At 33.6% G+C, this 21,567-nt stretch carries 17 protein-coding genes; 2 read left to right on the forward strand and 15 right to left on the reverse strand.

Going from position 1 to position 21,567, the window contains the following annotated elements:
• Positions 1 to 284 precede the first annotated feature (284 nt).
• The 6 genes from ilvC to JC605_RS07890 all read right to left on the reverse strand — a co-directional run bounded on the left by ilvC (position 285) and on the right by JC605_RS07890 (position 8,435).
• Positions 285 to 1,754, reverse strand: coding sequence for a ketol-acid reductoisomerase (gene ilvC, locus JC605_RS07865; RefSeq protein WP_111291079.1), 1,470 nt, complete (start codon positions 1,752 to 1,754; stop codon positions 285 to 287).
• Positions 1,755 to 1,816: 62 nt separating this feature from the next.
• Positions 1,817 to 2,338: an acetolactate synthase small subunit gene (ilvN, locus tag JC605_RS07870; protein ID WP_095929307.1), complete on the reverse strand. Its 522-nt coding sequence runs from the start codon at positions 2,336 to 2,338 to the stop codon at positions 1,817 to 1,819.
• Between the two features lie 50 nt (positions 2,339 to 2,388).
• Positions 2,389 to 4,077 (reverse strand): biosynthetic-type acetolactate synthase large subunit, encoded by a 1,689-nt coding sequence (gene ilvB / locus JC605_RS07875; RefSeq protein ID WP_198855678.1) that lies wholly within the window; start codon positions 4,075 to 4,077, stop codon positions 2,389 to 2,391.
• A 58-nt stretch (positions 4,078 to 4,135) separates the two neighbouring features.
• Complete coding sequence (gene ilvD / locus JC605_RS07880; protein ID WP_198855679.1) at positions 4,136 to 5,809, reverse strand: dihydroxy-acid dehydratase; 1,674 nt, start codon at positions 5,807 to 5,809, stop codon at positions 4,136 to 4,138.
• 271 nt (positions 5,810 to 6,080) lie between these two features.
• Positions 6,081 to 7,199 (reverse strand): 3-isopropylmalate dehydrogenase, encoded by a 1,119-nt coding sequence (leuB, locus tag JC605_RS07885; protein ID WP_198855680.1) that lies wholly within the window; start codon positions 7,197 to 7,199, stop codon positions 6,081 to 6,083.
• A 60-nt stretch (positions 7,200 to 7,259) separates the two neighbouring features.
• Positions 7,260 to 8,435: a 2-isopropylmalate synthase gene (locus tag JC605_RS07890; RefSeq protein ID WP_198855681.1), complete on the reverse strand. Its 1,176-nt coding sequence runs from the start codon at positions 8,433 to 8,435 to the stop codon at positions 7,260 to 7,262.
• 155 nt (positions 8,436 to 8,590) lie between these two features.
• Between JC605_RS07890 and JC605_RS07895 the strand changes: the two genes are divergently transcribed.
• Positions 8,591 to 10,135 (forward strand): hypothetical protein, encoded by a 1,545-nt coding sequence (locus JC605_RS07895; RefSeq protein WP_198855682.1) that lies wholly within the window; start codon positions 8,591 to 8,593, stop codon positions 10,133 to 10,135.
• A gap of 288 nt (positions 10,136 to 10,423) precedes the next feature.
• Here the strand turns inward: JC605_RS07895 and JC605_RS07900 are convergent, their stop codons facing one another.
• Together JC605_RS07900 and JC605_RS07905 are read right to left on the reverse strand one after the other, a co-directional pair.
• Positions 10,424 to 12,079 (reverse strand): M1 family metallopeptidase, encoded by a 1,656-nt coding sequence (locus JC605_RS07900; protein WP_198855683.1) that lies wholly within the window; start codon positions 12,077 to 12,079, stop codon positions 10,424 to 10,426.
• 158 nt (positions 12,080 to 12,237) lie between these two features.
• Positions 12,238 to 13,893: a M1 family metallopeptidase gene (locus tag JC605_RS07905; RefSeq protein ID WP_198855684.1), complete on the reverse strand. Its 1,656-nt coding sequence runs from the start codon at positions 13,891 to 13,893 to the stop codon at positions 12,238 to 12,240.
• 117 nt (positions 13,894 to 14,010) lie between these two features.
• Between JC605_RS07905 and JC605_RS07910 the strand changes: the two genes are divergently transcribed.
• Positions 14,011 to 14,709, forward strand: a complete 699-nt coding sequence (locus JC605_RS07910; protein WP_198855685.1) for a carbohydrate-binding family 9-like protein — start codon at positions 14,011 to 14,013, stop codon at positions 14,707 to 14,709.
• A gap of 150 nt (positions 14,710 to 14,859) precedes the next feature.
• Here JC605_RS07910 and hisIE read toward each other — a convergent pair whose 3' ends face one another.
• From hisIE to hisD, 7 genes are all read right to left on the reverse strand, one after another.
• The gene (hisIE, locus tag JC605_RS07915) at positions 14,860 to 15,456 is read right to left on the reverse strand and encodes a bifunctional phosphoribosyl-AMP cyclohydrolase/phosphoribosyl-ATP diphosphatase HisIE (RefSeq protein WP_198855686.1); all 597 of its coding nucleotides are present in this window, start codon (positions 15,454 to 15,456) and stop codon (positions 14,860 to 14,862) included.
• A gap of 44 nt (positions 15,457 to 15,500) precedes the next feature.
• Positions 15,501 to 16,256, reverse strand: coding sequence for an imidazole glycerol phosphate synthase subunit HisF (hisF, locus tag JC605_RS07920; RefSeq protein WP_198855687.1), 756 nt, complete (start codon positions 16,254 to 16,256; stop codon positions 15,501 to 15,503).
• Positions 16,257 to 16,338: 82 nt separating this feature from the next.
• Entirely contained in the window at positions 16,339 to 17,064 is a 726-nt protein-coding gene (gene hisA, locus JC605_RS07925; RefSeq protein WP_198855688.1) for a 1-(5-phosphoribosyl)-5-[(5-phosphoribosylamino)methylideneamino]imidazole-4-carboxamide isomerase, read from the reverse strand.
• Positions 17,065 to 17,150: 86 nt separating this feature from the next.
• Entirely contained in the window at positions 17,151 to 17,732 is a 582-nt protein-coding gene (hisH, locus tag JC605_RS07930; protein ID WP_198855689.1) for an imidazole glycerol phosphate synthase subunit HisH, read from the reverse strand.
• A gap of 102 nt (positions 17,733 to 17,834) precedes the next feature.
• A complete protein-coding gene (gene hisB / locus JC605_RS07935; protein WP_198855690.1) occupies positions 17,835 to 18,971 on the reverse strand; it encodes a bifunctional histidinol-phosphatase/imidazoleglycerol-phosphate dehydratase HisB in 1,137 nt (378 codons plus the stop codon).
• A gap of 160 nt (positions 18,972 to 19,131) precedes the next feature.
• Positions 19,132 to 20,181, reverse strand: a complete 1,050-nt coding sequence (gene hisC / locus JC605_RS07940; RefSeq protein ID WP_198855691.1) for a histidinol-phosphate transaminase — start codon at positions 20,179 to 20,181, stop codon at positions 19,132 to 19,134.
• An 86-nt stretch (positions 20,182 to 20,267) separates the two neighbouring features.
• Positions 20,268 to 21,551: a histidinol dehydrogenase gene (gene hisD, locus JC605_RS07945; protein ID WP_198855692.1), complete on the reverse strand. Its 1,284-nt coding sequence runs from the start codon at positions 21,549 to 21,551 to the stop codon at positions 20,268 to 20,270.
• Positions 21,552 to 21,567 lie beyond the last annotated feature (16 nt).

Genomic DNA, 21,567 nt, shown 5'->3' on the forward strand with positions numbered 1-21,567 from the left:
CAATAACAATTAATTTTGTAAATCGCACTGCGAGACTTTTCTCTATTTTGAAAATAGCAGCATCTTTATTAATTAAAACAGAAATTTCAACAAGCATATTTTTTTCAAAATATACCCCATTTTAGGGATCCGCTTCACTTAACTCTCTCACTGAAGTTAAGTGAATGCAATATGCATCTATATCTATTATCTTAATAAGTGCTTACTAATTCAAAATATTACAAATCATTGATACAGTGCAAATCCCGCAAAATCGAATTCTGCGGGAATTCCCAATTTTTTAATTATCCAATTTTTTTCATTGCTGTCATAGATTCTCTCAACCAAGCTCCTACTTCTTCAATAGGGTGTTGACGAATTTCTTTATTAACAGCGATTAGTACCGCATTGTCTACTCCGTTTGAAGTTGAGAATGGTTTACCAATAATGTTAGTTTCCACTTTTTTCATGAATTCAGTCAATAATGGCTTACATGCATGATCAAATAAGTAGCATCCGTACTCAGCAGTATCAGAAATTACGCGGTTCATTTCGAACAATTTCTTTCTTGCGATTGTATTTGCAATTAATGGCAATTCGTGTAATGACTCATAGTAAGCAGATTCTTCGATGATTCCAGCTTCAGTCATTGTTTCGAAAGCTAATTCAACACCAGCTTTTACCATTGCAATCATTAATACACCATTGTCAAAATATTCTTGCTCTGAGATTGGAGCTTCTTGTGGAGCTGTTTTTTCGAAGTTAGTTTCTCCTGTTGCAGCTCTCCATTTCAATAAGTTAACATCGTCATTGGCCCAGTCGATCATCATAGTTCTAGAGAATTCTCCAGAAATGATATCGTCTTGATGTTTTTGGAATAAAGGACGCATAATGTCTTTCAATTCTTCAGCTAATTCGTAAGCCTCGATTTTTGAAGGATTGTTTAAACGATCCATCATATTTGTAATACCACCGTGTTTTAAAGCCTCAGTGATAGTTTCCCATCCGTATTGGATTAATTTAGAAGCGTAAGCAGCATCGATTCCTTTTTCAACCATTTTATCGAAACATAAAATAGATCCAGTTTGCAATAAACCACAAAGAATAGTTTGCTCACCCATTAAATCTGATTTTACTTCAGCTACAAAAGATGATCTTAAAACTCCCGCTCTATGTCCTCCAGTTGCTACAGCGTAAGCTTTTGCTTGATCTAAACCAAATCCATTTGGATCGTTTTCTGGGTGAACTGCGATAAGAGTTGGAACTCCAAATCCTCTTTTGTACTCTTCACGTACCTCAGAACCTGGACATTTAGGAGCACACATAATAACAGTGATGTCTTTACGAATCTGCATTCCTTCTTCTACGATGTTGAATCCGTGAGAGTAAGATAAAGTAGAACCTTGTTTCATTAATGGCATAATAGCAGTTACCACAGCTGTATGTTGTTTGTCTGGTGTAAGGTTACAAACTAAATCTGCAGTTGGAATCAATTCTTCATAAGTTCCTACTTTGAAACCATTTTCAGTTGCATTTTTATAAGAAGCTCTTTTTTCTGCAATTGCATCTGCACGCAATGCATAAGAAATGTCTAAACCAGAATCTCTCATGTTTAAACCTTGATTCAAACCTTGTGCTCCACAACCAACAATTACAACTTTTTTTCCAGCCAATGCTGCAATTCCGTCTGCAAATTCTGATTGCTCCATAAATTCGCAAACTCCTAATTGTTCTAATTGTAATCTAAGTGGTAATGTATTGAAATAATTTGCCATTTTTGTTTTAATATTTAATGAAATGAAATTTTAATATTGATATATATATAACTAAGATTTTATTATTTAAAGGATTCTAATAATGTAGAAATCTCCATTTTTTGTTTAGAAACCGATATTCTTCCCGAACGTACAAACTGCATAATTCCGTATGGTTTGAACTTTTGGTATAATTCCTCAATTTCAGAACGTCTTCCTGATTTTGAAATCACAAAGAAATCGCGAGAAACTGTCACAATTGTAGACTGGCTCTCTTTAATAATATTCTGAATTTGTTTCTCGTCAAACAACAAACTTGAAGCAATTTTAAACAAAGCATTTTCTAAGAAAATAGTCTCTTCATCTGTGTGATAAAATGCTTTTATAACTTCAATTTGTTTTTCAATTTGTCCAACAATATTCTGAACCCATTTTTCTGTCGTATTTACTACGATGATAAATCTTGAAACATTCTCAATCTCTGATTCTGAAACATTTAGACTTAATATATTAATGTGACGCTTTAAGAATATTCCTGATATCCTATTTAATAAACCCACATTATTTTCTGAATATACCGATATGGTAAATGTTTTATCTTCCATTTGTTTTTTTAGTTTTATTTTCCCGATAGCTATCGGGATTGAAACTTTTCTTAACTTAATCTAATTTCTGATACACAAGCTCCTGTTGGAATCATTGGGAAAACGTTGTTTTCTTTTTCGACTACAACTTCTAAGAAATATGAATCTTTTGATGCTAGCATCTCAGCGACCGCTGCATCTAAATCTTCACGCTGTGTAACTTTTTTAGACTTGATATGATATCCTTCTGCAATTGCAATGAAATTTGGATTAATCATTTTTGTCGAAGCATATCTATTATCAAAGAATAATTCTTGCCATTGGCGAACCATTCCTAAGAATTCATTATTTAAAATAACAATCTTCACTGGAACCTGAGTTTGAAAAATTGTTCCAAGTTCCTGAATTGTCATTTGGAAGCCTCCATCACCAATAATCGCTACTACTTCACGTTCGGGTTTTCCCATTTTTGCTCCAATCGCAGCAGGCAATGCAAATCCCATAGTTCCTAAACCTCCTGAAGTAATGTTACTTTTAGTCGAATTGAATTTAGCATAACGACAAGCAAACATTTGGTGCTGACCAACATCTGAAACAATGATTGCGTCTCCTTTTGAGTGTTTGTTGATCATTTCGATAGTTTCTCCCATCGAAATTCCTTTACCGTTTGTTGGATTTAATTCTTCTTTTATTACTGAATCATATTCAACTTTGCTTAACTCTTTAAATTCATTGTGCCAAGCATCATGAGATTTTGCATCTAATAATGGCAATAAAGCAGCTAAAGATTCTTTCACATCTCCTAAAACAGCTACTTCTGTTTTCACGTTTTTATCAACCTCTGCAGGATCAATTTCGAAGTGAACTACTTTTGCCTGTTTTGCATATGTGCTTAATTTACCTGTAACACGGTCGTCAAAACGCATTCCGAAAGCAATTAAAACATCGCATTCGTTTGTTAGTAAATTTGGCGCATAATTTCCATGCATTCCAAGCATACCAACGTTTAGAGGATGATCTGTTGGTAAGGCTGACAATCCTAAAATTGTCCATGCTGCTGGAATTCCAGATTTTTCAACCACTGCTTTAAATTCTGCTTCTGCCTGCCCCAAAATAACTCCTTGTCCAAAAACAATAAACGGTTTTTTTGCACTATTGATTAAAGCTGCAGCTTCGGCAACTTTATCTAAATTTAATTTTGGAACTGGAACATAACTTCTAATTCCTGTGCATTTTTCGTAGCTAAATTCGAACTCATCAAACTGAGCATTTTTAGTAATATCAACCAATACAGGCCCTGGACGTCCAGAACGAGCAATGTAAAATGCTTTTGCAATAATTTCAGGAATCTGAGAAGCTTCAGTTACCTGAAAATTCCATTTTGTAACCGGAGTTGAAATTCCGATAATATCTGTTTCCTGAAATGCATCAGATCCTAATAAATGTCTTCCAACTTGTCCAGTAATACACACTAACGGAGTTGAATCTATTTGAGCATCTGCGATACCAGTTACTAAGTTTGTAGCTCCTGGCCCAGAAGTAGCAATGGCTACTCCTACTTTTCCTGTAGCTCTTGCATAACCTTGAGCTGCATGCGTTGCACCTTGTTCGTGACGAACTAAAACGTGGTGTAACTGATCTTGAAATTTATATAATTCGTCGTAAACTGGCATTATAGCTCCACCTGGGTAACCATAAATTAAATCTACTCCTTCTGCTAATAAACATCTTATAACGGCTTCTGCCCCTGATATTTTCATAGTATATTTTTTTTATCAATTTCAATTTTGCTGAAATTGATTTTTGATTTTTTTATAATTAATTATCGGTTACACATCCTGTTGATGCACTCGAAACCGACTTAGCGTATTTAAGTAAAACCCCTCTGTCAACTTTTAATTTCGGCTGAACCCAAGCCGCTTTTCTTGCTGCAAATTCTTCGTCAGATATCTTCAGGTCGATTGTATTTTTCACAGCATCGATAGCAATTAAATCTCCATCTTTTACTAGTGCAATACCACCACCGTCATATGCTTCTGGTGTAACGTGACCTACCACGAAACCGTGCGAACCGCCCGAGAATCTACCGTCTGTGATTAGTGCACAACTGCTTCCTAATCCAGCTCCAATAATCGCAGATGTAGGCTTCAGCATTTCAGGCATTCCCGGACCACCTTTTGGCCCACAACCCCTGATGACGACTACATTACCTGGTTTAATTTTTCCGGCTTGAAGACCTGGGATTACTTCAAATTCACCTTCAAATACAACAGCTGGTCCTTCGAAATATTCTCCTTCTTTACCGCTGATTTTTGCTACAGCACCTTCAGAAGCTAGATTTCCGTATAATACCTGAATATTTCCTGTTGGTTTTAGTGCTTTTTGAATTTCATGAATTACTTCTTGTCCGTCTTGTAAATCTGGAGTTGAAGCTAAGTTTTCAGCCACCGTTTTTCCTGTTACAGTTAAACAGTCTCCGTGAATAAGTCCAACTTTCAATAAGTATTTCATAACTGCTGGAATACCTCCAACTTCGTGAATGTCTTCCATCATATACTTACCACTTGGCTTCATGTCTGCCAATACTGGTGTTCTATCATTAATCGCTTGGAAATCATCTAAAGTGATTGTAATTCCAACTGAATGTGCCATTGCAATTAAATGCATAACTGCATTTGTAGAACCACCTAAAACAGCTACAATTGTAATAGCATTTTCGAAAGCCTTACGAGTCATAATGTCTCTTGGCTTGATATCTTTTTCTAATAATATTTTGATTGCTTTTCCAGCTTCAAAACATTCGTCTCTTTTTTCTTGGCTTAAAGCAGGGTTTGAAGAACTATAAGGCAAGCTCATTCCTAAGGCTTCAATAGCAGAAGACATTGTGTTTGCAGTGTACATACCACCACAAGCACCAGCTCCTGGACAAGCATTCTGAATAACACCTTTAAAATCTTCTGGAGTAATTTCGCCTTTTACTTTTTTTCCTAATGCTTCAAAAGCAGAAACAATGTTTAAAGATTCACCTTTCCATTTCCCAGAATGAATAGAACCGCCATAAATCATCATAGAAGGACGATTTAATCTTCCCATTGCGATTAATGCTCCAGGCATATTTTTATCACAGCCAGGAATTGCAATAATACTATCATACCATTGTGCTCCGGCAACAGTTTCAATAGAATCTGCAATTACATCACGAGAAACTAGTGAGTAACGCATACCTTCAGTTCCGTTAGAAATACCGTCACTGACACCAATAGTATTAAAAATAAGTCCGACAAGATCTGCATCCCAAACACCTTTTTTAACATCTTTTGCTAAATCGTTCAAGTGCATGTTGCAAGTGTTACCATCGTAACCCATGCTCACAATACCAACCTGTGCTTTCTTTAAATCTTCTTCAGTTAAACCAATTCCGTACAACATCGCTTGCGCCGCAGGCTGTGTTTGATCTTGTGTGATGGTCTTGCTGTACTTATTTAATTCCATTATTGCTTTTTATTTATTTTAATTTTTTATTCAAAAAAAAACCTTCCAGTATTTGGAAGGTTTGTAATATAGTCTTTCAATTATATTTATAACATTCCCGATGCAGATGTGTGAATCACATTGACAACAACGACAGAAGTAATAATAATTGAGATTTGCATCATTTATTTTTTTGGTCTCACAAAAGTAAGTAAACTTCTGGAAGTAAAAAAATAAAATCTCAACATTTCAAAGACTTCTTGTTATTATATTCACATTTTAACAAAAAATATTAAACAATTGTTGATTGCCCAATACTTACATTATCATTATTAAAATACAGCAAATCATCTTTGCTGAAAATAAAATTAGAAACGAACTCTCCTACTTCGTTTGTTCCAAATTTTGAATCTGGTTTCAAATCAACTGTAACTACCTTGTATTCAATTGCTTTTTCTACCGCTTTATAAATTACATGAGCTTCTTTAGTTAATCCAAAATGTTCTAACAAAAGTGCTGCCGCTAAAATCGAAGCAATCGGATTAGCAATGTTTTTTCCTTTTGCCTGCGGATATGATCCGTGAATTGGCTCAAACAAAGCGTTTTTTTCTCCTAAAGACACAGATGGCAATAAACCTATTGAACCTGTAATTACACTAGCTTCATCAGATAAAATATCTCCAAACAAGTTTTCAGTCAAAATCACATCAAACTGCTTTGGATTTAAAATCAACTGCATTGCTGCGTTATCCACAAATAAGAAATCAAGCTTAACATCTGAATACTCTTCGCTCACTTTCTGAACTACTTTTCTCCATAATCTCGAAGTCTCCAAAACATTTGCTTTATCAACCATTGTAAGTTTTTTACGTCGTTTTTGTGCCGACTGAAAAGCTAAATGTGCAATTCTGGTAATTTCTTCTTCTGAATATTCACATAAATCTGAAGCATGTGTTCCTTCTTCATTAAGTGTTTTTGTACCAAAATAAGCTCCACCTGTTAATTCTCTAAAAATGGTAAAATCAGCTCCTTCAATAATTTCTCTTTTTAAAGGAGAAGATTCAATTAAGGCCTTATAAGGTTTTATAGGACGAATATTAGCAAACAATCCTAATTCTTTTCGCAGTTTTAATAATCCTTGTTCTGGACGAACCTTTGCATTTGGGTTGTTATCGTATTTAGGATCTCCAATTGCACCAAGTAAAACTGCATCAGTGTTTAAACACAGATTTAAAGTTTGCTCTGGTAACGGATTTCCTGTTTTATCGATAGCAACCGCTCCCATCAGCGCTTCTTCAAAAACAAATTCATGATTATACACTTCGCCAACGGCGTACAAAGCTTTCTTAGCTTGTAAAATTACTTCAGGTCCAATTCCATCTCCTGGTAAAACTGCTATTTTTAAATTCATAATCTCTCGCTATTTATGTCTTTAAATCCTTATTGTTCCTTAAATTTTTATATTGAAATATTAGTTTCTGATTAACTCTCCTTCTATTTTAGAAGCTTCTATAATTTGGTGGATATCTGCGTCTACAACTTCTTTTTTAATGTCAGCGAATTTCAAGAATTCGATGTAAACGATATCTAATTGTGTTTTTGTCAATTCGTAACCTACTTTTTTAGCACGGTAAGCCAAAGCTGCTCTTCCGCTTCGTGCAGTCAAAATGATTGAAGATTCATTTACTCCGACGTCTAACGGATCCATGATTTCATAAGTTGCTCTGTTTTTGATTACACCGTCTTGGTGAATTCCAGAACTGTGTGCAAAAGCATTTGCTCCAACAATCGCTTTATTAGGCTGTACAATCATTCCCATACTTTCAGAAACCAAACGGCTCATTTCGTTCAATTCTCTTGTATTGATGTTTGTATCTAAATTTAAGTAAGGATGTTGTTTGAAAATCATAACCACTTCTTCAAGTGCAGTATTTCCAGCTCTCTCTCCAATACCATTAATAGTACATTCTATTTGTCTTGCTCCATTTATAGCTCCTGCGATTGAGTTTGCAGTTGCCATTCCTAAATCATTATGACAATGACATGAAAGGATTACGTTTTCGATTCCTTTTACGTTTTCTTTTAAGTATTTAATTTTTGCTCCGTATTCTTCTGGAAGACAATATCCAGTAGTATCAGGAATATTCAATACAGTTGCTCCAGATTTAATAACTTCTTCACAAACTTTAGCTAAGAACGCATTGTCTGTTCTCCCAGCATCTTCTGCGTAGAATTCTACATCTTCTACATAAGATTTAGCATGTGATACAGCAAATTTTGCTCTTGCAATAATATCTTCAGGCGTAGTTTGTAATTTGTGGAGTATATGAGATTCCGAAGTTCCGATTCCAGTATGGATTCTAGGTTTCTTAGCGTGCTTTAAAGCAGCTGCTGCAACATCAATGTCGTTTTTAACGGCTCTTGTAAGTCCGCAGACGGTTGCATTTTCTACAATTTTACAAATCTCAGAGACCGATAAAAAATCGCCCGGACTTGACACAGGAAAGCCTGCTTCGATAATGTCAACTCCCATTTTGTCTAGTCGTTCTGCAATAACTAATTTTTGCTTAGTATCTAACTTACATCCTGGAACTTGTTCACCATCTCGCAATGTGGTGTCAAAAATTTGAACTTTCTCTCTATTCATATTCATTTATTTAATGTAATTTCACATCTTGATAACAAATATATATTGTACTATTACAGTATGAAATTCATTTTAATGAAATTATACTGTTTATAAAACGATTTATCACACACTAACTAACTCACAATCAATAAGTTATATTATTATTTTTTACAATGGCTAACCATCAAAAAGATTTCTTATTTGTTCTAATCAAATCACTTTCGAAATCAGAAAAAAGGCAGTTTAAAATTTTTGCAAGCCGATTAGAAACGAGTTCAAATACAAAATTTATCGAATTATTCAACATTTTAGATAAATCTGAAGTTTATGATGAAAAACTCATTCTTAAAAGTGGTGTTATCCAAAAAGTACAGTTATCTAACTTAAAATCATACTTATACAAACAAATTCTAGTAAGTATAAGGCTAAATATTCCGAGCCAAAACATTCGTTATCAGCTTCGAGAGCAAATGGATTTTGCTGTTATTCTTTATAATAAAGGATTATACAAGCAGAGTTTGAAAATTTTAGATAAAACAAAACAGCAAGCTCTTGAAAATGATGAAAAATATATGGCGTATGAAATTGTTGAGTTCGAAAAATTAATCGAATCACAATATATTACACGAAGTATTCAAGGTCGCGCCGACGAATTGGTTGTTCAAGCCAAAGAATTAAATTATAGAAACACAATTTCAAGTAAACTTTCGAACTTATCGCTTCAGCTGTACGGAATCATGCTAAAAACAGGATATGTAAAAAGTGATGCCGAATACAAATACATAGACGACTATTTTAATAGACATATTTCTAAACTTGATGAAAGTAAATTTGGCTTTCGCGAAAAATATTGGTTTTACAATGCTAATTTATGGCGAAGCTTCTTGGTTCAGGATTTCTTAGCGAGTTATAAATTTGCTTATAAATGGGTGCAGCTTTTTTATGATAATCCAAATATGATTTATCTGAATCCTGTATTTTTCTTAAAAGGAAATCATTATTTCTTAGAATCGCTTTATATGTTAAAGTATAAATCAAATTTCAAAAAGTACTTAAATCTTCTAGAAGAAACTATTGCAGATCCAAAATTTCCTTCAAATGATAATCTTGCTTCATTGTCTTTCTTATATGTATATAACAATAAATTGAATTTACACATACTAGAAGGTACTTTCGCAGAAAGCGAATATTTGATTCCTGAAATTTTAAATAAACTGAAATTACACAGCGAGCATCTTGATGAGCATCACGAAATGTTGTTTTTCTATAAAATTGCTTCTATTTATTTTGGTAACGAAAAATACAATGAATGCATTAATTACTTAGATAAAATCATCAACAACAAGAACTTGACCATGCGCGAAGATTTAATGTGCTTCGCGAGATTATTATCGCTGATTGCACATTACGAACTTGGAAAAGATTATTATTTAGAAAATCATCTAAAGAGCACCTATAAGTTCTTATTGAAGATGAACGATTTGCATGAGGTTCAAAAGGAGATTATCAAGTTTTTAAGAAACCTAAACAACTTCTACCCTGCTGATATTAAAAAGGAATTCAAGAAAATGCACGCTCGTTTCGTAGAACTTGAAAAGAACACTTACGAAAAAAGAGCTTTCTTGTATCTTGATATTATTTCGTGGCTGGAAAGTAAAATTGAGAATCGAAAAATTGCGGATATAATTAAGGAAAAGGCGAAATTGAACAATCGTTAAGATTTAAATTCTAATAAAAAAAATCCAAATTCCAATAAAAAGCCTTTAAATTCAAGTCTTTTTGTCATTTCGACGAAGGAGAAATCTTCGCAAGTAGCTCCGTAATGAGAATCCAATCTTTGTGGAGTTTCTTGTGGAGATTTCTCCCTTCGGTCAAAATGACATACTAAACACTAAAAACAACAAACCCGACAGGTTTTTAAAACCTGTCGGATTAACAACCATAAAAAAATCCCAAACTCCGATAATTGGAATTTGGGATTTAAAAAATTGAAAATTATCGAATTTTTATTCGACTATATTAGAAGTCGTAACATAGAAATCTTTATCAACTTCTAGTTTTCTATCTTCGTTTGTTGTTTTAACCGATTGCCATTCTGTAGTTGGCTTCAACCATGTTTCAACGCCGTTTAATTTCACTCTTACCGGCATATCAAATTTCGCTACACAATTTGTCCAATGATATCCGAACGTTCCATTTTTAAACATATATTCAAAAACCGGAATTTGAGTTGTAGTTAAATATTGAGCAAAAACTCTATTGAAGTTAATTCCAGATTGCTCATTAATATAATCTTGAATTTGTTTTCCGGTAACCGTTTGGTGATAGAACGTTTTGTTCATGCCTCGTAAAATCGATTTCCATTTTGCATCATCATTGATAACTTGACGAATCATATGAAGCATTGAAGCTCCTTTTGGATACATATCTCCAGATCCTTCATTGTTTACATCATAATGTCCAATAATTGGTGTGTCATTTTTAATGTTTTTTCTACATCCAATTACATACTCAGCACCGGCTTCTTTACCATAGTAGTATTCCACAAAAAGACTTTCTGAATAATTGGTAAAACTCTCGTGAACCCACATATCTGCGATATCTTTATAAGTAATATTGTTAGCATACCATTCATGACCTGATTCGTGAATAATGATAAAATCAAACTTTAATCCCCAACCTGTTCCGCTTAAATCACGTCCTAAATAACCATTTTTGTATTGATTTCCATAAGTTACAGAACTTTGGTGCTCCATTCCTAAATACGGAACTTCAACCAATTTATAACTGTCTTCGTAGAAAGGATAAGGCCCGAACCAGTTTTCAAAAGCTTTAAGCATTCTTGGAGCATCTTTAAACTGCTCTTTTGCTAAAGCTAAATTATCTTTTAACACATAATAGTTGCAATCTAAATTTCCCTTTTCACCTTTAAAAACTTCAGAGAAATTAACGTAATCTCCAATGTTGATGTTTACACCATAATTATTGATCGGATTGGCAACATACCAATTGAAAGTTTTAGTTCCGTCTTTTTCTTTCTTTACGCTTTGTAATCTTCCGTTAGAAACCTCAGTTAAATCTCCAGGAACATTAACGCTTATTAGCATATTCTCTACTTCATCGTACATATGATCCTTACAAGGCCACCAAACGCTAGCGCCTAAACCTTGACAAGAAGTAGCAATAAAATCTTTTCCGTTTTTATCTTTTTTCCAAGAGAAACCACCATCCCAGGGAGCTCTAACAGCTTCTTTCGGTTTTCCTTCAAAAAAAACTACGATTTCTTTTACTGCACCAACTTTTTGTTTTTCGTTTAAAGTGATGAAAAACGCGTTTCCATCTCTTTCAAATTTTAATTCTTTACCATTTTGCGTTACTTTGGTAATTTTCATTGGTTCTTGCAAATCAATCTGCATGCGGTTGTTTTCTGTTAAAACAGTATAACGAACGGTGTTTGAACCTGAAATAAATTTTTCAGCAGGTTTAACCTTTACATCAAGGTGATAATATTTTAAATCCCACCAAGCTCTTTCTTTTGTGATGCTTCCGCGTAAAGTGTCTTGATGTGTAAAAACGGTTTCTGACTTGTTTAAAAGTCCCTGAGCATTGGCAGTAAAACCAATTAGAAAAGCACCTAAAATGCTTCCAAAGTAATTTTTCATTAGTTAGAATTATAAAATAAATAAAGTATTCGAACTTAATCTGTCACAAATGTAAACATTCGAATTAAGAATTCTAAAATTTTATGATTTCTTCATAAAAAACAAACCCAATAAATAAGAAATTTATTGGGTTTCAGTTTTTAAACTAATTACAAAGATTAATTTGTGATATTAGATTCAATAACATAAAAGTTTTCATCTACAGTTAAAGCTGTTTTTTCGCTATTTAAATCTTTGGCTTGCCAGTCTGTTGTTGGTTTTAGCCAAGTTTCTTCGCCGTTTAAAGTTACCTTTAAAGGAAGATTAAAGTTCTCCTGACAATTAATCCAATGATAAGCTAATTTTTTATTTTTAAAATAATATTCAAAAACAGGTACCTGAGGCGTTCTCAAATACTGATTAAAAATGGGGCTAAAATCAATTCCAGATTCTTTACTAATATAGTCTTCAATTTGTTTTGTGGTAACGGTTTGATGATAAAACGTTTTGTTCAATCCACGAAGAATCGATTTAAACTTCGCATCATCATTAATAACCTGACGAATCGTATGAATCATGTTGGCGCCTTTTGGATACATATCTCCAGAACCTTCTCTGTTTACATCATAATACCCAATAATAGGCTCTTTATTAGCAATCATTTTTCTAATTCCTCTCGCGTATTCATTTGCAGCATCTTTTCCGTAATAATATTCTATAAAAAGAACTTCTGAATAAGTGGTGAAGCTTTCATGAATCCACATATCGGCAATGTCCTTATAAGTAATATTATTAGCAAACCATTCGTGACCCGATTCGTGAATAATGATATAATCAAACTTCAATCCCCAACCAGTTCCGCTTATATCGTGGCCATTGTGTCCGTTTTGATAGTTGTTCCCATAAGTTACAGAACTTTGGTGCTCCATTCCCAAATACGGAACTTCGACCAATTTATAACTGTCTTCGTAAAACGGATAAGGTCCAAACCAGCTTTCAAAAGCCTTCAGCATTTTTGGCGCATCTTTAAATTGCTCTTTTGCTTTAGTTAAATTGTCTCTCAAAACATAGTAATTACAGTCTAAATCACCTTTTTCTCCTTTAAATTTTTCTGAGAAATTAACATAATCTCCAATATTGATATTTACGCCGTAATTATTAATCGGATTGGCAACATACCAGTTAAAAGTTTTTGTTCCATCCTTTTGTTTTTTAACACTTTGAAGCCTTCCATTTGAAACATCAGTTAAATCTCCAGGAACATTTACACTAATTAGCATATTCTCTACTTCGTCGTACATATGATCTTTGCAAGGCCACCAAACACTAGCTCCTAATCCCTGACAAGATGAAGCTATAAAATCTTTTCCGTTTTTATCTTTCTGCCAAGTTATTCCTCCATCCCAAGGCGGACGAACAGCTTCTTTTGGAACACCGCCAAACGATACAATAATTTCTTTTGTATCGCCCACTTTTTGATTTTCATTCAAAGTAATAAAGAAAGCATTTCCATCTCTTTCAAACTTTAATTCCTTTCCATTCTGTGTAACTTTTGTGATATTCATTGGTTGCTGAAGATCAATCTGCATACGATTGTAATCCGTTAAAACCGTATAACGAACAGTATTGGTTCCCGAAATGGTTCTGTCTGCCGGATTCACCTTAATATCAAGGTGATAATATTTCAAATCCCACCAAGCTCTTTCTTTGGTAATGCTTCCGCGTAAAGTATCCTGATGCGTAAAACCTGTTTCTGATTTACTTAAAAGGCCTTGAGCATTGGCAGTAAAACCAATTAGAAAAGCAACTACAACACTTTTAAAGTATCTTTTCATATCTATAAATTAAGTTTTGAATTAGTTACAACATTAGTATATATTTTCAATTTATGTTACAAAATTTATAATCATATATCATATTGTTTTTTATTTTAGCTAAAATTTTCCTGTTTTATGAAATTTAGCTCATTTGCATACCTTTTGATATTTTTATATTCAATAAATAACTATTCGCAGACATTTCCTGTTTATAAAACATCTGAGAAAATAACAATTGATGGAGATTTAAAAGAGTGGAAAACGCCTTTTATTGGCCCTTTCGTAATTCATAATTCTGGAGAAAAAGCTTTGCAAAATACTTTTGTTTCACTTTCGTGGAATAATAAAAACTTATACTTAGCCTACAAATGCACTGATTCACAAATCATTGGATCACCGCAAAAAAAAGATTCTCAGATATTTAATACTGATGATTTAGTCGAAATATTTCTTGATCCAGATGGAGACGGTCAGAATTATATTGAAATTGGAGTAAATGCATTTTCTACAAATTATGATTTGCTTTTAAAATGCATTTCGCCAGAATGTGGCGGATGGAATACTGCAATGGATTTTGATATAAAAGGTTTAGAATCTGTAAGCAAAGTGACTCCAGAAGGCTATACAGTTGAAATTAAAATTCCGTTTTCTAGTCTAGAAAATATTGAAAACGGCGGTTTTTCGAAACCTAAAGTTGGAACAAAATGGAAAGGAAATACTTTTAGAATTGATTACGGTAATACAACTGAATATCTTGCTTTACAACCTTATAAGAGTTTAATTTTTGGTTTTCATCAGCCACAAGAGTTTGCAGTTTTTGAGTTTGTGGAATGATTTGTTTTTGCTTAACTGTTTATTTGTATAATTGCTTAATTGTGTCATTTCGACCGAAGGGAGGAATCACACTCATAAATCGACAAAGATTGAAGATATTCTTTGCGGAATTTCTAGTGTGATTTCTCCCTTCGGTCGAAATGACAAGCTTTACTTCTGACGTTTCTTCAAAACTTCGACAACATCATTTAACTGATATCCTTTCGCTTGAAGCAGAATCAAATAATGAAACAATAAATCGGCGCTTTCGCTAAGAAACAAATCATCGTTATCATCTTTTGCTTCAATCACCACTTCTACTGCCTCTTCTCCAACTTTTTGAGCAATTTTATTGATACCTTTTGCAAATAAAGAAGCTACATAACTCTGTTCAGAATCAGCATTTTCTCTGCGGGTTTTGATTGTATTTTCTAATTGCGAAATAAAACCGTAATTCGCATCATTTGGTTCCTGCCAGCAAGTATCTGCGCCTGTGTGGCATGTTGGCCCAACAGGTTTTGCCTGAATTAAAAGCGTATCGCCGTCACAATCATTTTTAATGCTTACCAGATTTAAAAAGTTACCACTCTCCTCACCTTTTGTCCAAAGTCTTTGTTTGGAACGGCTAAAGAAAGTCATTTTTTGTGTTTCTATTGTTTTTTGAAGCGATTCTTCGTTCATATAACCCAACATCAAAACATTTTTTGTTTCTGAATCTTGGATTATAGCAGGAATTAATCCGTGTGCGCTTTTGATATCGATTTCCATAATTTTAGTCTAAAGTTGTAAAGTCCAAAGTCTTAAAGTCAAAACTATAATCGAACTTCTATATTATTATTTCTTAATTCTTGTTTCAACGCCTTGATTTCGATTTCTTTAAAATGAAAAACACTTGCTGCCAAAGCGGCGTCTGCTTTTCCTTCTTTAAACGAATCTACGAAATGCTGTATGTTTCCAGCGCCTCCCGAAGCAATAATTGGAATATTTACTAATTCGGATAGTTTCGCCAAAGCCTCATTTGCAAAGCCATTTTTAGTTCCGTCATTATCCATTGAAGTAAAAAGGATTTCTCCTGCACCTCGTTCTGCAACTTCAACGGCCCAATCGAATAAATTCAACTCAGTTGGCACTTTTCCTCCAACTAAATGTACAATCCATTGTCCGTCAATTTGTTTAGCATCAATTGCTACGACAACACATTGACTTCCAAATTTCTGAGCCAAATCATTAATTAACTGCGGATTTTTAACTGCCGATGAATTAATTGAAACTTTATCAGCTCCATTATTTAATAGAATATCAACATCTTCAACAGATGAAATTCCGCCACCAACCGTAAACGGAATATTGATTTTTTCTGCCACGCTTCGTACCATATTTACAAGCGTTTTACGTCTTTCTTCTGTTGCCGAAATATCAAGAAAAACCAATTCGTCTGCGCCTTCTCTCGAATAAATTTCAGCCAATTCTACAGGATCTCCTGCATCACGCAAATCAACGAAATTAACGCCTTTTACAGTTCTTCCGTTTTTTATATCCAAGCAAGGTATTATTCTTTTTGCTAACATTTATTTAATGTGTTAATTAGATAATTAGTCAATTAGATAATTTTCTGCATTTGCTAAATCATTATCTAATTATCAAATTTTCTCATTTACTAATTATATAGTTTTCCAACTGTTTCAAGGAAATTCTTCCCTCGTAAATTGCTTTTCCGATAATAGTTCCTTCACAGCCTAATTCTGCAAGTTTTGGTAATTCGTCGAAAGTTGAAATTCCTCCTGAAGCGATTAGTTTTACTCCTTTTGCTTCCGCTAAAATTTTACTGTACAAATCAAAACTTGGTCCTTGAAGCATTCCATCTTTTGCAATATCCGTACAAATAACGTACTGAATTCCTTTATTTTGATAATCCTGAATAAACGGAACTAAATCTTCATTTGAATCTTCTAACCAACCCGAAACCGCTATTTTTTCATCTTTTGCATCAGCTCCTAAAATGATTTTTTCGGAACCATATTTAGAAATCCATTTTTCGAAAATCGCTCTGTTTTTTACGGCAATACTTCCACCTGTAATTTGGTTTGCACCACTTTCAAAAGCAATTCTTAAATCATCATCGGATTTTAATCCGCCTCCAAAATCAATTTTTAAGCTTGTTTGCGTCGCGATTTTTTCCAATATCTTATAGTTGACAATTTTACTCGATTTTGCACCGTCAAGATCTACTAAATGCAGGTATTCAATTCCGTGTGCTTCAAATGATTTTGCCACTTCAAGCGGATTTTCATTGTAAATTATCTTAGTATCATAATCACCTTTGGACAAACGAACGCATTTTCCTTCAATGATATCTATGGCTGGTATTATTCTCATTTTAATTTAGTCTTAAAGTTTGAAAGTCTAAAGTCATAAAGCCTTTTTGATTTTCAAAATTGATAATTTGATTGATATTTGAGTTTTTACATTTTTAAAAAATTACCTAGAATCTTTTCTCCGACATCACCGCTCTTTTCTGGGTGAAATTGTGTACCGTAAAAATTATCTTTTTGTAATGCCGATGCATATTCTACATCATAATTGGTTGTAGCAACAGCATATTCGCAATTTGGTGCGTAAAAACTGTGAACTAAATACATGAATTCATTTTCAGAAATTCCTTTGAATAAATCGGTTTTTAAATCATAAATCTGATTCCAACCCATTTGTGGCACTTTTACGTTGTTTGAAAATTTTACAACATCAACATCAAAAATGCCTAAACCTTTGGTATTTCCTTCTTCTGTTTTGTTGCACATTAACTGCATTCCTAAGCAAATTCCTAAAACTGGCTGTTTTAATTCTGAAATCAAACTGTCTAAACCACTTTCACGAAGTTTTGCCATAGCCGAACTCGCTTCGCCCACGCCAGGAAAAATCACTTTATCTGCCGATTTGATTTCATCTGGATTATTACTCAGAACAGCTTTAAAACCTAATCTTTCAATAGCAAACATTATGCTTTGTATATTTCCTGCTCCGTAATTTATAATTACTATTTTCATTTAATTTTAGTCTTAAAGTCTAAAGTCTAAAGTCTTAAAGTCGTTTTAAATATCCGTTATTTAGGAAACTTTCGACTTTATGACTTTCCACTTTTGACTCAATTAAAGCATTCCTTTCGTTGAAGGCAAAATCATTTTTTCAGTATCTCTTTTTACGGCTACTTTTATTGCTTTCGCGAAAGCTTTAAAAATTGCTTCAATTTTATGATGCTCGTTGATTCCTTCCGCTTTAATGTTTAAGTTAGCTTTTGCACCGTCTGTGAATGATTTGAAGAAGTGATAGAACATTTCAGTTGGCATTTTTCCAACCATTTCACGTTTAAATTCGGTTTCCCAAATCAGCCAATTTCTTCCTCCAAAATCAATTGCCGCTTGCGCTAAACAATCATCCATTGGAAGACAGAAACCATAACGTTCAATTCCTAATTTATTTCCTAAAGCTTTTGCGAAAACTTCTCCTAAAGCAATTGCTGTATCTTCGATTGTATGATGTTCATCAACTTCTAAATCCCCTTTTACAAGAATCTCCAAGTCCATTTGACCGTGACGCGAGATTTGATCTAACATGTGGTCAAAAAATGCAATTCCGGTGTCGATTTTGCTTTTTCCTGTTCCGTCAAGATTTAAATTAATATAAATATCCGTTTCGTTCGTTTTTCTTGTAATAGAAGCCGAACGCGCCTCTAATTTTAAAAACTCATAGATTTTCTTCCAATCCATTGACTGCAAAACAATGGTATCGTTCAATTCTTCACGTTTAGATGAAATTTCAGTACTTCCTGCTCCATCTGTGTTGTTCATGAAAATTGCTTTTGCACCAAGATTTTTAGCCAATTCAACATCTGTCAAACGATCTCCTAAAACAAAAGAATTTTCAAGATCATATTGCGGATTGTTCAAATATTTGGTTAACATTCCAGTTCTTGGCTTACGTGTTGGTGCATTTTCTTCTGGAAAAGTTCTGTCTACAAAAATTTCATCAAAAACAACTCCTTCGTTTTCAAAAGCTTTTAAAATGAAATTTTGCGTTGGCCAAAACGTATCTTCTGGAAAACTATCCGTTCCTAATCCGTCCTGATTGGTTACCATTGCTAATTCGTAATCTAATTCGTTGGCAATTTTAGCCAAATACTGAAATGCTTTTGGATAAAATTCTAGTTTATCTAAACTATCTAATTGGTAGTTTTCAGGTTCTAAAACAATCGTTCCGTCACGATCGATAAAAAGTACTTTTTTCATGTTTTTTTGTTTTGCCACAGATTTCACAGATTAATATGATTTTTTTGCCACGAATTCACGAATTTCTCCAATTTAATTCGTGCTAATTTGTGTAATTCGTGGCTAAAAATCACACACAGAAAGAAATCATTTTAATCCTTCTAATCTGTGGCTATATTTTTTAATTCAACAACTTCAATTCTCTAATTACAACAGCGTTTTCTTCTTTTGTTCCAATTGTAAAGCGAAGACAATTTTCGCATAAAGGTTGTGTCGTTCGGTTTCTAATTACAATTCCTTTTTCGATCAATTGATCGTATCTTTTGTTCGCATCATCCACTTTTGCTAAAATAAAATTAGCTTCCGTTGGATATACTTTTCCAACAAAACTCACTTCAAGTAAAACTTTAAGCAATTCTTCTCTTTGCTCAACAATAGAAGCTATTTCTTGTTTAATTTTATCAAAATCCTTCAAACGTTCGATTGCTCTTTGTTGCGTTAATTCGTTTACATTATAAGGCGGTTTGATTTTATTTAAAATTGAAATTACAGCTTCAGAAGCATAGCAAACTCCTAAACGAATTCCTGCTAAACCATAAGCTTTAGAAAGTGTTTGCGTAATCACTAAATTTGGATAGGCATCTATTTCTGCCAACCAGCTTTCCTTCTCCGAAAAATCAATATATGCTTCATCAATTACTACTAAACCTTTAAAGTTTTGCAATAATTTCACTACACTTTCATCTGAAAAAGAATTTCCTGTTGGGTTATTTGGTGAGCATAAAAAAATAATTTTTGTATTCTTATCAACCGCTTCTAGAATCTTTTCTACTTGTGGCTGAAAGTCTGTTGATAGCAGAATTTCTCTGTTTTCAACCGCATTAATATTAGCCAAAACACCATACATTCCGTATGTTGGTGGCAACGAAATGATATTGTCTTTATTTGGTTCGCAGAAAGCTCTAAAAAGTAGATCTAAAACTTCATCGCTTCCGTTTCCTAACAAAATCTGGCTTTGTTTAATTAAATTGTTTTTAGCCAAAATTGCTTTAACCGAATTCTGTTGTGGATCTGGATAGCGGTTTACACCATTTTGAAACGGATTTTCATTAGCATCTAGAAAAATCATTTCGGCTGTGTCAAAATCTTCAAACTCATCTCTTGCAGAAGAATATGGTTTTAAGGATTTTACGTTTTCACGTGTTATTGTATTTATATCGAAAGTATTCATTGTTTTATTTTTTTAAGAAGCAAGAACCAAGATGAAAGACTTTAAAAAAAATCTTGCTTCTTTGCTCTTTCTTCTTCCTTTGTCTTTTATTCTAAACTCTTCAATCTTAATGTTACAGCATTTTTGTGTGCTTGCAATCCTTCAGCTTCAGCCATTCTTTCAATAGCGTTTCCAATATTCTGAATCCCTTTTTCTGATATTTTTTGGAATGTCATCGATTTCATAAAGCTGTCCAAATTTACACCACTGTAATTCTTAGCGTAACCGTTCGTCGGCAAAGTATGATTGGTTCCAGATGCATAATCTCCAGCACTTTCTGGCGTATAATTCCCAATAAAAACAGAACCTGCATTTACGATTCCATTACAATAGAAATCATCATATTCAGAACAAATAATAAAGTGTTCTGGTCCATATTCATTGATTAAATCTAAAGCGATTTGATCGTTTTCAACAAAAATTAGCTTTGAATTCTCAATGGCTTTTTCTGCAATTGCTTTTCGCGGAAGCACTTGTAATTGAGTCTGAACTTCTTTTTCTACTTCGTCAATTAATTTTTTTGAAGTCGAAACCAAAATTACCTGACTATCTGTTCCGTGCTCTGCTTGAGATAGTAAATCTGAAGCTACAAAAGCAGGGACTGCGCTATCATCTGCGACAATTAACAATTCTGAAGGGCCAGCAGGCATATCGATTGCTACTCCAAACTGAGTTGCCAACTGTTTTGCTACGGTTACAAACTGATTTCCTGGTCCGAAAATTTTATATACTTTCGGAATAGATTGTGTGCCGAAAGTCATTCCTGCAATGGCTTGAATTCCGCCAACTTTCAAAATTTTAGTTACTCCACATAAATTCGCAGCGTACAAAATTGCTGGATTTATTTTTCCTTTTTTATCTGGTGGCGAACACAAAACAATCTCTTTACAACCCGCAATTTCAGCCGGAACAGCAAGCATTAAAACAGTTGAAAACAATGGTGCTGTTCCTCCTGGAATATATAAACCAATTTTCTGAATTGGTCTTTTTTCTTGCCAGCAGTTTACCCCTTCAATCGTTTCAACAGAAACACGATCTGTTTTTTGAGCGTTATGAAAATTATAAATATTGTTTTTTGCTAATTCGATCGCTTCCTTCAATTCAATCGGAATCAGACTAATTGCTTCTTCAATTTCTGCTTGAGAAACTTCATAATTGTCTAACGAAATTCCGTCAAAAATCGAAGTGTATTTTGCAACCGCTTCATCTCCTTTTCTCTGAACCTCTTTAAAAATCTCTTTTACTGTAACTTCAATATCATCAACAGTTTGTGTTGGTCTCTTTAATATTTCTGACCAGATTTCTGGTTTTGGATTGTCTATTTTATTCATAATATTTTCAATATTA

The sequence above is a fragment of the Flavobacterium sp. IB48 genome (genome assembly GCF_016405855.1).
In the GTDB taxonomy this organism is placed as follows: Bacteria; Bacteroidota; Bacteroidia; order Flavobacteriales; family Flavobacteriaceae; genus Flavobacterium; species Flavobacterium ginsengisoli.

What these genes read in the sequence shown, in the direction of transcription:
- ilvC (WP_111291079.1), bottom strand. Translation starts at nt 1,754, where the DNA reads ATGGCAAATTATTTCAATACATTACCACTTAGATTACAATTAGAACAA.
- ilvN (WP_095929307.1), bottom strand. Translation starts at nt 2,338, where the DNA reads ATGGAAGATAAAACATTTACCATATCGGTATATTCAGAAAATAATGTG.
- ilvB (WP_198855678.1), bottom strand. Translation starts at nt 4,077, where the DNA reads ATGAAAATATCAGGGGCAGAAGCCGTTATAAGATGTTTATTAGCAGAA.
- ilvD (WP_198855679.1), bottom strand. Translation starts at nt 5,809, where the DNA reads ATGGAATTAAATAAGTACAGCAAGACCATCACACAAGATCAAACACAG.
- leuB (WP_198855680.1), bottom strand. Translation starts at nt 7,199, where the DNA reads ATGAATTTAAAAATAGCAGTTTTACCAGGAGATGGAATTGGACCTGAA.
- JC605_RS07890 (WP_198855681.1), bottom strand. Translation starts at nt 8,435, where the DNA reads ATGAATAGAGAGAAAGTTCAAATTTTTGACACCACATTGCGAGATGGT.
- JC605_RS07895 (WP_198855682.1), top strand. Translation starts at nt 8,591, where the DNA reads ATGGCTAACCATCAAAAAGATTTCTTATTTGTTCTAATCAAATCACTT.
- JC605_RS07900 (WP_198855683.1), bottom strand. Translation starts at nt 12,079, where the DNA reads ATGAAAAATTACTTTGGAAGCATTTTAGGTGCTTTTCTAATTGGTTTT.
- JC605_RS07905 (WP_198855684.1), bottom strand. Translation starts at nt 13,893, where the DNA reads ATGAAAAGATACTTTAAAAGTGTTGTAGTTGCTTTTCTAATTGGTTTT.
- JC605_RS07910 (WP_198855685.1), top strand. Translation starts at nt 14,011, where the DNA reads ATGAAATTTAGCTCATTTGCATACCTTTTGATATTTTTATATTCAATA.
- hisIE (WP_198855686.1), bottom strand. Translation starts at nt 15,456, where the DNA reads ATGGAAATCGATATCAAAAGCGCACACGGATTAATTCCTGCTATAATC.
- hisF (WP_198855687.1), bottom strand. Translation starts at nt 16,256, where the DNA reads ATGTTAGCAAAAAGAATAATACCTTGCTTGGATATAAAAAACGGAAGA.
- hisA (WP_198855688.1), bottom strand. Translation starts at nt 17,064, where the DNA reads ATGAGAATAATACCAGCCATAGATATCATTGAAGGAAAATGCGTTCGT.
- hisH (WP_198855689.1), bottom strand. Translation starts at nt 17,732, where the DNA reads ATGAAAATAGTAATTATAAATTACGGAGCAGGAAATATACAAAGCATA.
- hisB (WP_198855690.1), bottom strand. Translation starts at nt 18,971, where the DNA reads ATGAAAAAAGTACTTTTTATCGATCGTGACGGAACGATTGTTTTAGAA.
- hisC (WP_198855691.1), bottom strand. Translation starts at nt 20,181, where the DNA reads ATGAATACTTTCGATATAAATACAATAACACGTGAAAACGTAAAATCC.
- hisD (WP_198855692.1), bottom strand. Translation starts at nt 21,551, where the DNA reads ATGAATAAAATAGACAATCCAAAACCAGAAATCTGGTCAGAAATATTA.